The organism is Phyllobacterium sp. GQ127 (assembly GCF_059758635.1).
Map to the genome: position 1 here is coordinate 1,398,062 of NZ_JCAXDZ010000001.1, position 12,539 is coordinate 1,410,600.

12 protein-coding genes are annotated in these 12,539 nt (G+C 52.4%); 5 read left to right on the top strand and 7 right to left on the bottom strand.

The window, feature by feature from the left end:
* Positions 1–18 precede the first annotated feature (18 nt).
* The 4 genes from pth to AC6CHM_RS07150 are packed head-to-tail and all read left to right on the top strand — an operon-like array spanning position 19 to position 2,797.
* Positions 19–738, top strand: coding sequence for an aminoacyl-tRNA hydrolase (gene pth, locus AC6CHM_RS07135; RefSeq protein ID WP_354344295.1), 720 nt, complete (start codon positions 19–21; stop codon positions 736–738).
* Between the two features lie 12 nt (positions 739–750).
* The gene (ychF, locus tag AC6CHM_RS07140; protein ID WP_115052410.1) at positions 751–1,854 is read left to right on the top strand and encodes a redox-regulated ATPase YchF; all 1,104 of its coding nucleotides are present in this window, start codon (positions 751–753) and stop codon (positions 1,852–1,854) included.
* A gap of 8 nt (positions 1,855–1,862) precedes the next feature.
* The gene (locus AC6CHM_RS07145) at positions 1,863–2,327 is read left to right on the top strand and encodes a MaoC family dehydratase (protein ID WP_307279564.1); all 465 of its coding nucleotides are present in this window, start codon (positions 1,863–1,865) and stop codon (positions 2,325–2,327) included.
* Positions 2,324–2,797, top strand: coding sequence for a MaoC family dehydratase (locus tag AC6CHM_RS07150; protein WP_162802459.1), 474 nt, complete (start codon positions 2,324–2,326; stop codon positions 2,795–2,797). Before AC6CHM_RS07145 ends, AC6CHM_RS07150 begins: the two co-directional genes overlap by 4 nt.
* 24 nt (positions 2,798–2,821) lie before the next feature.
* On the opposite strand, the gene AC6CHM_RS07155 is transcribed toward AC6CHM_RS07150, so the two are convergent.
* The 6 genes from AC6CHM_RS07155 to AC6CHM_RS07180 form a co-directional block, all read right to left on the bottom strand.
* Complete coding sequence (locus AC6CHM_RS07155) at positions 2,822–3,367, bottom strand: adenine phosphoribosyltransferase (protein WP_115052408.1); 546 nt, start codon at positions 3,365–3,367, stop codon at positions 2,822–2,824.
* An 83-nt stretch (positions 3,368–3,450) separates the two neighbouring features.
* Entirely contained in the window at positions 3,451–4,320 is an 870-nt protein-coding gene (locus tag AC6CHM_RS07160; protein ID WP_115052407.1) for a cytochrome c1, read from the bottom strand.
* Positions 4,321–4,340: 20 nt separating this feature from the next.
* Entirely contained in the window at positions 4,341–5,639 is a 1,299-nt protein-coding gene (locus AC6CHM_RS07165) for a cytochrome b (protein ID WP_115052406.1), read from the bottom strand.
* 21 nt (positions 5,640–5,660) lie between these two features.
* Complete coding sequence (gene petA, locus AC6CHM_RS07170) at positions 5,661–6,224, bottom strand: ubiquinol-cytochrome c reductase iron-sulfur subunit (RefSeq protein ID WP_115052405.1); 564 nt, start codon at positions 6,222–6,224, stop codon at positions 5,661–5,663.
* Between the two features lie 345 nt (positions 6,225–6,569).
* Entirely contained in the window at positions 6,570–8,420 is a 1,851-nt protein-coding gene (locus AC6CHM_RS07175) for an ABC transporter ATP-binding protein (RefSeq protein ID WP_498172506.1), read from the bottom strand.
* Positions 8,421–8,566: 146 nt separating this feature from the next.
* The gene (locus tag AC6CHM_RS07180; protein WP_337354462.1) at positions 8,567–10,399 is read right to left on the bottom strand and encodes an ABC transporter ATP-binding protein; all 1,833 of its coding nucleotides are present in this window, start codon (positions 10,397–10,399) and stop codon (positions 8,567–8,569) included.
* 353 nt (positions 10,400–10,752) lie between these two features.
* Between AC6CHM_RS07180 and AC6CHM_RS07185 the strand changes: the two genes are divergently transcribed.
* Positions 10,753–11,229, top strand: a complete 477-nt coding sequence (locus AC6CHM_RS07185) for a tRNA (cytidine(34)-2'-O)-methyltransferase (protein ID WP_115053223.1) — start codon at positions 10,753–10,755, stop codon at positions 11,227–11,229.
* 21 nt (positions 11,230–11,250) lie between these two features.
* Here the strand turns inward: AC6CHM_RS07185 and AC6CHM_RS07190 are convergent, their stop codons facing one another.
* Positions 11,251–12,354: an ABC transporter substrate-binding protein gene (locus AC6CHM_RS07190; RefSeq protein ID WP_115052402.1), complete on the bottom strand. Its 1,104-nt coding sequence runs from the start codon at positions 12,352–12,354 to the stop codon at positions 11,251–11,253.
* Positions 12,355–12,539: the final 185 nt, after the last annotated feature.

The following is a 12,539-nucleotide window of genomic DNA, read 5'->3' on the forward strand; positions in this document are numbered from 1 at the left end:
TTACAGGGAGCTGGTCGCGTGCTGCTCATTGCAGGTCTTGGCAATCCCGGCTCTCAATATGCCTATAACAGGCATAATATTGGTTTTATGGCGGCGGATGAAATACACCGCCGCCATAATTTTTCGCCTTGGGCGAAAAAGTTTCAGGCACTCATCGCCGACGGCATGATCGACGGCGAAAAGATAATTCTGATCAAACCGCAAACCTTCATGAATCTTTCCGGTCAGTCGATTGGTGAAGCCATGCGCTTCTACAAACTTGGCCTTGGCGATCTTACCGTTATTTATGACGAACTTGATCTCGCCGCCGGGAAAGTTCGTGTGAAGGTTGGGGGCGGTTCTGGCGGACACAATGGAATAAAGTCCATTGATGCACATATTGGCAAAGATTATCGCCGCGTTCGTATTGGTATAGATCATCCGGGTGTCAAGGAACTGGTCACACATCACGTGCTTGGCAATTTTGCGAAGTCGGACTCCGAGTGGCTGGAGCCAGTGCTCGATGCGATTGCTGTCAATGCAGACTATATCGTCAAAAAAGACGATGCTGGCTTTATGAATCGCGTTGCTCTGGCCACCGGCGGAAAGCCCGAGAAAACACAAGTTGAAAAGTCTGTTGCAAAACCGGCCAGTCAAAGCCATATCCGGCAGGCTCGGGTTCAAAAACCGACAGTTAACATTCCAAAATCCGGCCCTATGGCCGACATGCTGAACAAGCTCTTCGGCAAGAAAGAATAAGGATCGCACATTATGGGTTTCAAATGCGGCATCGTTGGCCTGCCAAATGTTGGCAAATCCACGCTTTTCAACGCGCTGACAAAGACCGCCGCTGCCCAGGCTGCGAATTATCCCTTCTGCACCATCGAACCCAACACGGGTGAAGTTGCTGTGCCGGACCCGCGCCTGCAAGCAATCGCCAAGATTGGCAAGTCAGCGAATATAGTACCAACTCGTATCAGCTTTGTAGATATTGCAGGCCTCGTGCGTGGTGCTTCCAAGGGTGAAGGACTCGGCAATCAATTCCTCGCCAATATCCGCGAAGTCGATGCGGTCGTGCACGTGCTGCGTTGTTTCGAAGATGACGATATTACGCATGTTGAAGGCCGCATTGATCCCGTTTCCGATGCGGAAACTGTCGAAACAGAACTGATGCTCTCGGATCTCGAAAGCCTTGAGCGCCGCATCGTCCAGTTCAGGAAGCGCGCGAGCAGCAAAGATAAGGAAGCAATGACATTGCTTCCCGTGATGGAAGAGGCGCTCGCATTGCTTCAGGATGGCAAACCCGTCCGTTTCATGCTGAATGGCATAGCTGCCGAAGACCTTGAAATATTGCAGGGCCTAAATCTCCTCACGTCCAAGCCAGTGCTTTATGTTTGTAACGTAGCCGAGGAAGACGCGGCCACTGGCAATGAACACACCGAAGCGGTCGAAGAGATGGCCACTGCGCAGGGCGCTGAAACCGTCGTCATATCCGCAGCCATTGAAGCAGAAGTCGCTCAACTTCCCGAGGAAGAGGCCAAGGAATATCTGGACGCTATGAACCTTGATGAGCCTGGCTTGGACCGCCTTATCCGGGCCGGCTACAAGCTTTTGCATCTCATTACCTATTTCACAGTTGGTCCAAAGGAAGCGCGTGCCTGGACCGTTGAACGCGGTTCTAAAGCGCCTCAAGCGGCTGGCGTCATCCACACGGATTTCGAGCGGGGCTTCATTCGCGCGCAGACGATCGCCTATAATGACTATGTGACGCTTGGTGGCGAAGTCGCAGCCAAGGAAGCCGGTAAAGCCCGTGACGAAGGTAAGGAATATATCGTGCAGGACGGCGACATCATGCTGTTCCGCTTCAACACATAGAGGCAATGATGAGTGAACCCCGCTACGCATTTGAAGATTTTGCTGTTGGCAGCGAATGGCCGCTGGGTTCAAAGATAGTCGACGCTGGCGAGATCATCGATTTTGCCAGCCAGTTCGATCCTCAACCATTCCATTTGGACGAAGCAGCAGGCAAAGCAAGCATCTTAGGCGGCCTTGCAGCGTCGGGTTGGCATACAGTCTCAATGTTCATGCGTATGATGTGTGACGCCTATCTCCTCGACTCGACCTCGCAAGGAGCACCAGGAATAGACTATGCGAGATGGCGTGCACCAGTACTTGCCGGTGACACGCTGACGGGCAAGACAACCGTCATCGAAAGCCGGGTATCCAAGTCCAAGCCTTCACTTGGCTTTGTGGTTTTACACCATGAAGTTTTCAATCAGGATGGCGTGCTCGTGTGTGAACTGCAAAACACCGGCATGTTTTCCTTGCGGGAGCCATTGGCATCATGAGCAACGACATTGAAGCCCACATCGGTGTCGAAATGGACCTGGGCAGCCATACATTCGGTGCGGAAGAAATTATTACCTTTGCCAAAAAATACGATCCGCAGCGATTTCACGTTGATCCCGAAGCTGCCAAGCATAGCAATTTCGGCGCGCTTTGTGCATCAGGTTGGCACACGACAGCCATCTGGATGCGGCTTAACGTGGAGAGCATGAAAGCCCTTATTAAAGAGGCTATGAAGCGCGGCGAACAACCGCCAACATTCGGCCCCTCGCCCGGATTTGAGAACCTGAAATGGTTGAAGCCGGTCTATGCCGGAGACACAATCCGTTTTACCCGAACCGTGAATAGCGTGCGTACACTTCAATCACGTCCCGGCTGGTCGATGATGCAGATGTCCTCAGCGGCCTATAATCAGAATGGCATCCGCGTGATGGAATTCGACAGCGCCGCTCTTATTGCCCTGCCTGACTAATTCGCCACCAACATAAGACTTTTGTTAGTGGCCGTCAAAATCGATCAATGTGCGAACGTTTACGCCAAGCGCCTCTAGTTTCTTTCGGCCGCCCAGCTCCGGCAGATCAATAACAAAACAGGCAGCGACGATATCGGCGCCCAGTTGTTGCAAGAGCTTTACTGCCGCTTCTGCGGTGCCGCCGGTTGCAATGAGATCATCGACAAGCAGAACTTTTTCGCCAGGGATAATGGCGTCCCTGTGCATTTCCATCTCGTCCAGCCCATATTCAAGGCTATAGGCAATGCGCACAGTATCATGGGGCAGCTTGCCCTTCTTGCGGATAGGTACGAAGCCAGCTGATAACTGATGCGCCATCGCCCCGCCTATGATGAAGCCCCGCGCTTCGATGCCTGCAATCTTGTCGACCTTGCCGCCGGCATAGGGATGGACCAATTCATCAACGGCGCGGCGGAAGGCTCGCGCATTGCCAAGGAGGGTTGTAATGTCACGAAACATGACACCCTGTTTTGGATAGTCCGGAATGTTCCGGATGGAATTGACCAAGGTCTGCTTCAGACTTGAATCCATCTCATGATTCCTTTGTTTCTTTGCCATGCCCACAAAAGAAAAGGGCGCATTGCGCCCCTTCCACGATCAATACTATCAACCGCTCAATGCGGAACGTCAGACCAAATCCGGCGCTTGGCCAGATAAACCAGACCCGCAAACAAGATCAGAAAGATCATGACGCGGAAGCCGGTCTTCTTGCGCTCTTCCAGATGCGGCTCAGCAGCCCACATGAGGAACGCTGCGATATCTTGTGAATATTGCGACAAGGTCGCTGGCGAACCATCATCATAGGTCACCTGTCCGTCTTGCAGAGGCTGTGCCATTGCAAGCGATTTGGCGGCAATGAAGTAGGGATTATAGTGCGTTCCCTCTGGAATCTGCATGCCTTCCGGCGGCGTCTGACCATAACCCGTCAAAAGCGCGTGGATATAATCCGGACCACCTTCCTGATATTGAACCCACGGTGCGATATCATACAGGAATTGCGGGAAACCGCGTTCAACTGAACGGGCCTTTGCGATCAGCGAGAAATCGGGCGGAGCAGCGCCACCATTGGCGGCGGCGGCAGCTTGAACATTTGGAAATGGCGATGGAAAATGGTCGGCAGGAATGGCCTTGCGGTTAACAATCTCACCATCGGCATTCGGTGCATCCGGCACTTCATATTCGGCAGCGAAGGCTTTTACCTGAGCTTCGTTGTAACCCAACTCTTCCAAAGCGCGGAATGGAACCAAGCTCATGGAATGGCAGGCCGAGCAAACTTCCTTATATATTTTCAAGCCGCGCTGCAGTTGCTGCTTGTCATAATATCCAAAGGGGCCGGAAAAGGTCCACTTCATTTCTTCCGGATGCTTGATCGGGAAATGCGTTGGCTCCGCTGCGTGGTTAGCTTCTTCTGCCGCCTTCGCACCACTGAAAGCCAGCATTGTACCGAGACCGGCAGCGGCAAGACCGAGGAGGATTTTTTTCATGGTTGAGTCCTTCACGATTCTCAGGCCCTGGTTTCCGACGCAGTGGTTGCACCAGCTAGCTGCTCACCACTCTTGGTTTTGGCAAGTACGGCTTCCGTAATTGAATTCGGCAAGCGGCGCGGCGTCTCAATCAACCCCAGCAAAGGCATGATGATGATGAAGAAGCCAAAGTAGTATGCCGTTCCGATCTGTGAGAAGACCGTATAGAGGCCTTCAGCAGGACGTGAACCGAGCCAGCCGAGAATGATTGCGTCAATGACGAACAGCCAGAAGAATAGCTTGTACCAAGGACGGTAGACAGCAGAGCGAACTTTAGACGTATCCAGCCAAGGCACCAGGAACAGGATCGCAATGGAACCGAACATGGTCAACACGCCGCCGAGCTTCGAGTCGATTGGTCCGATGTTGAAGGTGATGGCACGAAGCATCGCGTAGAACGGCAGGAAGTACCACTCAGGAACGATATGCGCAGGCGTCTTCAACGAGTCCGCTGGAATGTAATTATCCGGATGACCGAGATAATTAGGCATGTAGAATACGAAGTAAGCGAAGAGGATAAAGAAGATGCAAAGACCGAAAGCATCCTTGACCGTCGCATATGGCGTGAACGCGACTGTATCGGTCTTTGACTTGACTTCGATACCCGTGGGGTTCGTCTGACCGGTAACATGCAGCGCCCATACGTGGAGAACGACTACACCGGCAATCATGAACGGCAGAAGGTAATGCAGTGAGAAAAACCGGTTCAGTGTAGGGTTATCGACAGCAAAACCACCAAGCAGCAGCTCCTGAATAGGATTGCCGATAACCGGGAAAGCCGTGAAGAAGCCGGTGATAACCGTAGCACCCCAGAACGACATCTGCCCCCAGGGTAGAACATACCCCATGAAAGCTGTTGCCATCATCAAAAGCAGGATGATGACACCAAGTATCCACAATAGCTCGCGCGGAGCCTTGTAAGACCCGTAGTAAAGACCGCGAAATATATGAATGAACACCGCAAGAAAGAACATCGAAGCGCCGTTCGAATGCAGATAGCGCAGAAGCCAGCCAGAATTGACATCGCGCATGATCTTTTCAACGGAGTTGAACGCAAGACCCGTGTCTGCGGCATAATGCATGGCCAGCACGATGCCTGTAATGATCTGCGAAACCAGCATCAATGCCAGAATTCCGCCAAAGGCATAAGCATAGTTGAGATTGCGCGGAACCGGGTAAGCTACAAAGCTATCATAAAGCAGACGCGGCAACGGCAGTCGCGCATCAAACCATTTTTCGATACCGGTATTAGGCGTATAGGATGAATGTCCACCGCTCATGTCGTGTCTCCCCGTAAAACCTTAGCCGATTTTGATGACGGTGTCGGAAATGAATGAAAGCGGCGGAACCGGCAGGTTCTCCGGCGCAGGGCCCTTACGGATACGTCCAGCCGTGTCGTAGTGCGAACCATGGCATGGGCAGAACCATCCACCAAAGTCGCCCTGCTGACCAAGTGGAATACAGCCGAGATGGGTGCAAACCCCCACCATCACCAGCCAGTTTTCCTTTTCCTTGACTGCAGTACGATCAGCATCTGTCGCCTGTGCGTCACTCGGCAGATTGGCGTTGCGCGCAATTGGATCCTTAAGCTCGCTGAGCTGTACAGCTTTGGCCTCTTCGACTTCCTTGGGCGTACGATTACGAATGAAGATCGGCTTGCCGCGCCATTTTACTGTCAGCGACATACCCGGCGTTAAGGCTGAAACATCAACTTCGATGGACGAGACTGCCAGCGTGGAGGCGTCCGGGCGCATCTGGTCGATAAAGGGCCAAGCAAAGGCGCCTACACCGACCGCACCGGCCATACCTGTCGCAATATAGAGGAAGTCACGCCGTGTCGGCTCGGTCGTATCGTGTGCGCTCACGGGGCCTGGTCCTTTCCGAATAACAACGCAGCTGGAGCCCCCGCTTTATCAACAATAGCAGACTGGCCCATATTAATGAGCCTCGCGGAATCCCCAACATATCGGGTGGTTTCTAAGCGTGTCGCAGGGGCTTGTCCAGCCTGACAAAGCCACAAGGGCAGGATGTCGCAGGGATAAGCTTGGTGGTCTTATTCTAACATTCGCATCTCATTTCGATCATGCTTGTTGCGAATGTTGGAATCGGCAAGACCACCGATAAGCATATGATTCCAGTAGAGTGATTTGATATTCGCACCGGAGTTTGCGGCTGGACCGGATGCAAATATCAAATTCATCCCGCAAGCGTTAATCATGAGCGATAAACCCGCCTGACTGCCGCGCCCAGAGACTGGCATAAATCCCATTCGCCGCGATGAGTTCTTCGTGCTTGCCTGTTTCCACAATGCGCCCCTCGTCCATCACGACCAAGCGATCCAATGCGGCAATGGTCGAGAGTCTATGGGCGATAGCGATGACCGTTTTTCCCTGCATCAATTGGTAAAGACTCTCCTGAATGGCCGCCTCAACCTCGGAATCAAGCGCGGAGGTGGCCTCGTCCAGTACCAAAATGGGAGCGTCCTTCAGCATGACACGCGCAATTGCGATGCGCTGCCGTTGCCCGCCGGAAAGCTTCACGCCACGCTCTCCAACATGTGCGTCCAGACCCTTTCGACCCTTCTGGTCACTTAAATCATCAATGAAAATATCGGCTTGTGCATTTTTAACTGCCTTTTGCAAAAGCTCTTCGGATGCGTCCGGCCTGCCATACAGAATATTGTCTCGCACGGAACGATGCAGTAGCGATGTGTCTTGCGTGACCATACCGATATTGGCGCGCAGGGAATCCTGCGTAATGTTCGCTATGTCCTGCCCGTCAACGATAATTTTACCGCCTTCGAGATCATAAAAACGCAAAAGCAAATTAACGAGCGTGGACTTTCCCGCTCCCGAGCGCCCTACCAGCCCCACTTTCTCACCCGGTCGAATGGACAGTGACAGGTCATTAATGACCGATCTGGCGCTGTCATAGTGAAACCGGATATTTTCGAAGTTAATCGAACCTTGCGGCACCACCAATTCTTGTGCATCTTGTTTGTCGAGCACAGTCACAGGCTTTGCCAGTAGCTCTTTGGAATTTTGTATCGTGCCGTAGTTGCGCAAAAGGCCATTCAGATTAGCCATCATCCGGGTCAGCAACATGCTCAGGCGCAGCACCAGCCCCAGAGTAAAAGCCACTTCGCCCGATGAGATTTCCCCGGCCAGCCACAGGTCTATCGACACATAGGCAACTGTGCAGATCATAATTCCGCTGGTAGAGGCCAATGAAATGCGAATGCCGCTCAGGCCACGCGTCAGCGTGGTGATAGCCTGTAACCAACGATCCATGCCCTGACGGATATAGGCATCGTCGCGGCTTGCAGTACCAAACAGTTTCAATGTCTGGATATTGCTATAACCATCCACGAGTTGACCCATCGCAACTGAGCTGCTTTCCGCCGTTTCACGGGCCGCCCGGCGCACACGCGGCAGGAAATAACGCGCGGTCAAACCAAAAACAGCAAGCCATGCGATCACCACAGATGCAAGGCGCCAATCCAGCCGCCCGATCAGAAAGAGCGTAGTGGCGCAGTAGACCACGCTGAACCAGACGGCTTGGAGCAGCGTCACCATGAAATCGCCAAGCGCCTGCCCGGTAGCCCAGACCTTCGTAACAATACGACCGGAAAAATCATTCTGGAAAAACGACAGGCTCTGACGGTAGACTATGCTGTGAGCTTGCCACCTCACGAGATTATTGAAGCCGGGAACAATTGCCTGCTCCTCAACCAGCGCCGCAAGTGAAAGTACCAGCGTACGACCAATCAACACCGCCAAAAGCATGAGAAGAAGCGCTATCCCATGTTTCTCGATTAATCCGTCCCATCCTTCAACGCGATCCGCCGAAGAGAGGATATCGATGATTTTGCCGACAAACCAGAAAAGCCCTGCTTCAAAAAAGGCGATAAGCCCGCCACAGACAAGCATCGCAAGAAACACATATTTCTGCTGCCGGACGTAGAACCACATAAATGCCAATGTGTGGTTTGGAACACGGTCCGCCGGAGCTTTGGCGTAGGGATCAACCCAGCTTTCGAAAAGGGCGAACAGACGCTTCATGCAAACCACATCAGTTTGGAATCCTTGCGGTTTGTTAAAACCAAACAGCCGTAACAAATGACGACCGGCGGAGTACTTTCCGTTGAGTCCCGGCGGTCGTCAAATTAAACTTGGTTCACTCTACTGTCTGCCAGAGCGAATTTGCTCTAATCATCCATTCCCAGGAAGCCTCCGGACTGGCGCGCCCACAGATCGGCATAAATACCGCCAGCTGCGATAAGCTCATCATGACTGCCGCTTTCTACAATCTGCCCTTTGTCCATGACAACGAGACGGTCGAGTGCTGCAATGGTAGAAAGCCTATGCGCGATGGCAATAACTGTCTTGCCCTGCATCAGGCGATAGAGATTGTCCTGAATTGCGGCTTCCACTTCTGAATCGAGAGCCGATGTCGCCTCGTCCATGATAAGGATAGGTGCGTCTTTGAGCATTACGCGGGCAATTGCAATGCGCTGACGCTGTCCGCCAGAAAGCTTGACGCCGCGCTCGCCCACATGAGCGTCGAAACCACGACGCCCCTTCGGATCGGAAGCCGCTTCAATAAACGAATCTGCCTGCGCGTTCCTGACCGCTTGCCTCATCAGTTCTTCCGAAGCATCTGGTCTTCCGTAAAGCACATTGTCTCTGATTGAGCGATGCAGCAATGATGTGTCCTGAGTGATCATCCCGATATGTTCGCGCAGCGAATCTTGTCGGACTTTCGAAATATCCTGCCCATCAATCGTGATTCTGCCGCTTTCAAGATCGTAGAATCGCAACAGGAGATTGACGAGCGTGGACTTGCCCGCGCCGGAACGTCCGACCAATCCGATTTTCTCACCTGGCTTGATATCAAGAGACAGCCGATCAATAACGCCGGCTCCCTTGCCATAGTGGAAACCGATTTTATCAAAGGTGATAGCGCCGGCTCGTACATCAAGGTTGGGAGCATCAGGCACGTCCATGACCAATCGTGGGAGCGATATGGACGTAATACCGTCTTCCACCGTGCCGATGTTTTCGAACAGTGCCGACATTTCCCACATGATCCACTGCGACATGCCGTTAAGGCGAAGCACAAGACCTATACCCACTGCCACAGCACCGACTGTGATCGCTGCCCCAAGCCAAAGCCAGATCGCTATGGCGCTTACGGAGAACAATAACAGGCAGTTCATCGCATACAGAGTCACATGAAAGCCGGTCACCATGCGCATCTGGCGATAAGCTGTCGACAGAAAATCCTGCATCCCTTCGCGGGCATAGCTTTCCTCCCGTTTGGAATGGGAGAAAAGCTTGACCGTCGCAATATTGGTATAACTGTCGACAATCCGGCCCGTCATTGACGAACGGGAATCTGCTTGTGCTTTAGATGCAACCTGCAATTTTGGGATGAAATACCACATCAGGCCTATATAGGCCATCAACCAGAGTAGAAACGGCACCATCAGTCGCAAGTCGGCCGCAGCAGCGATAATGAGGGTCCCGGTGAAGTAGACGATTACATAATTAAGCACATCGAGCAGTTTCATCACCGCTTCACGGACCGCCAGAGAGGTCTGCATCAGCTTGGTCGAAATACGTCCAGCAAACTCATCCTGAAAAAAAGTCATTGATTGGCGAACCACATAGCGGTGCACCATCCACCGGATTCGCATTGGATAGTTGCTCAAAAGGGTCTGATGAATAACCAGCGAATCCAGAAGTACGATACCTGGCATTGCTATAAGCACAACACCCGCAAGCAATGCGAGTTTCCACCCCTCATCCGCGATGAATGTTTCCCGCGAATGATTCGACAACCAATCGACGATGTTGCCCAGAAATGCGTACATGGATACTTCGAGAACAGCGATCAGCGATGTGCACACCGCCATAACGGCAAGCCATGGCCAGACACCACGTGTGTAGTGCAGACAGAACGCAATTAGTGTTTTGGGCGGCTCACTCGGCTCAGCAGTGGGAAATGGCTCAAGCCTGTCTTCAAACCAGCGGAACATTGTCGGACCTCTTTTGGGATCGGCAAGAAATTATACCGGCATGAATTGCCGGAGCTGATTGGTCAGTAAATCGCCAACCATGAGAACGAATGCGGTTTGTGTCTTAAAAACTAGATCGTATAAATTGACCCCACGCCGCCTGCGAAACCGGCCACAGCTTCCATTGGTGAAACTATCCGGCTTGGAAGAAGTCGGAAAAATTCGGTCATCGACACCTCCAAATTTTGCTCAAGCGTTGCGGTGCAACCCCTATAGCGATTATGAACGTCAAAAGCGAGAGGCCAATCTGCGTAACGGCACTTCGTTCAGCCAATTGTTGCCCATGGAGCACGCCACACTTGACCGATAATAGTTTGAACCTGCGAGTAGCGCTCTATCAGCCTGACATTCCCGGTAATACCGGTACCATATTGCGGATGGCCGCTTGTTTTGGCATCGGCGTTGACGTGATCGAGCCTGCAGGCTTTGACATTTCCGACCGTTCACTCAAACGCGCGGGTATGGATTATCTGGAACAGGCAGCTCTGACCCGCCACTCGAACTGGCAGGCATTTCAAGAATGGCGGCTGGGTGAAAATCGCCGATTGCTTCTATTCTCGACCAAAGCGGCTACGCCCTACACAGAATTTTCATTTCAACCCGGTGACATTCTGCTGCTGGGGCGAGAATCATCGGGTGTCCCGGATGAGGTTCACCAAGCGGCAAATTCGCGACTAATAATTCCCATGGTTGAAGGCGCTCGGTCGTTGAACCTCGCATTGTCCGCCGCAATTGCCACAAGTGAAGCGCTCCGGCAATTACAGTCCGGATTGAAAACCGCCGGTCACTAAGACCGGCGGTTTACTCAGAGATTAATCCAGCTGAACCGGCTTACCGCCTTCCCACTTGTAGAAAACAAAAGCTGGTGTTGTCAGATCGCCAGTTGCCGAGTAGGCAAGATCGCCAACAACTGTCGGCAGTGCTTCGCCCGACTTTATCTTGGCAGCAACTTCCGTTGGTTCTGACGAACCTGCCTTTTCAATGCCAGCAGCTATAACCTGCAAGGCAGCATAGGCGTTGAGCGTGAATGCTTCAGCCGGGATATTCTTGGCTGTAAGTGCTTCTACAATTTTTGCGGCGGCAGGATTCTTTGTTGGATCAGCACTATTCGTGAATAGTGTACCAGCAGCAGCCTCACCGCCAATGGCCCAATATTCAGTGTTTGAGAGGCCATCGGGGCCAATGAGCTGTGCTTTGATGCCCTGATCCGACAACTGGCGGGCAATCAGACCGCCTTCCGCGTGATAACCACCGAAGTAAATCACATCGGCTTTCTCAGACTTGATACGGGTAATGAGTGCGCTGTAGTCCTTCTCACCGGCATTGATGCCTTCGAAAACGACCTCGGTTACACCGCCTTTATTGAGAACAGCCTTCAGACCGTTGCCAATACCAGTGCCGTAAGGCGTCTTGTCATAGATAATGGCAATGCGCTTGTCTTTGAAATTGTCGAGAATGTATTTGCCAGCGACATCGGCCTGCTGATCATCCCGTCCGCAGGTACGGAATACGGTCTCCAAACCACGGGTTGTCAGTTCCGGCGTCGTGGCAGTCGGTGTAACCATCACAATGCCATTTTCGGCCAGCACATCGGATACGGGCATTGCCACGCCGGATGTTACCGGACCAACAACAAACTTGATGCCTTCACCCACCACCTGGTTGGCCACAGAAACACCCTGCTTCGGCTCGCCTGCGTCATCAAACACCTTGGTTACAATCTTTTCACCCTTGATGCCGCCAGCCGCGTTGATTGCCTCGGCCGCGCTCTCAACGCCATTTTTGACCTGCAAACCGTAAGCGGCAACGGGGCCCGTGACCGGCGCGATGATACCCACAATGATGTCAGCGCGGGCAAATGATGTCATTGCCATCACGGCTGCCAGAGCCACTCCAGAGATTAATGATAAACGCATATTATCCTCCAATTATTGTGCGTCCCGGAAGATTCTCCGGTGCTGGAAAAAGTTCTACTGGCTTTAAAATAGACTGTCAGCACGATTCATTGGAATTAGCGAGAAATCGCCTAAAAACTCGAAATAATTTGAAAATACGGATGATTTTGGTCAAAACCCGATCAATTTATTGAAGAATCCATCAA

Coding starts and splice junctions, on each gene's coding strand:
- AC6CHM_RS07180 (WP_337354462.1), bottom strand. CDS start 10,399: ATGTTCCGCTGGTTTGAAGACAGGCTTGAGCCATTTCCCACTGCTGAG.
- ychF (WP_115052410.1), top strand. CDS start 751: ATGGGTTTCAAATGCGGCATCGTTGGCCTGCCAAATGTTGGCAAATCC.
- AC6CHM_RS07155 (WP_115052408.1), bottom strand. CDS start 3,367: ATGGATTCAAGTCTGAAGCAGACCTTGGTCAATTCCATCCGGAACATT.
- AC6CHM_RS07190 (WP_115052402.1), bottom strand. CDS start 12,354: ATGCGTTTATCATTAATCTCTGGAGTGGCTCTGGCAGCCGTGATGGCA.
- AC6CHM_RS07165 (WP_115052406.1), bottom strand. CDS start 5,639: ATGAGCGGTGGACATTCATCCTATACGCCTAATACCGGTATCGAAAAA.
- AC6CHM_RS07150 (WP_162802459.1), top strand. CDS start 2,324: ATGAGCAACGACATTGAAGCCCACATCGGTGTCGAAATGGACCTGGGC.
- AC6CHM_RS07145 (WP_307279564.1), top strand. CDS start 1,863: ATGAGTGAACCCCGCTACGCATTTGAAGATTTTGCTGTTGGCAGCGAA.
- AC6CHM_RS07160 (WP_115052407.1), bottom strand. CDS start 4,320: ATGAAAAAAATCCTCCTCGGTCTTGCCGCTGCCGGTCTCGGTACAATG.
- AC6CHM_RS07175 (WP_498172506.1), bottom strand. CDS start 8,420: ATGAAGCGTCTGTTCGCCCTTTTCGAAAGCTGGGTTGATCCCTACGCC.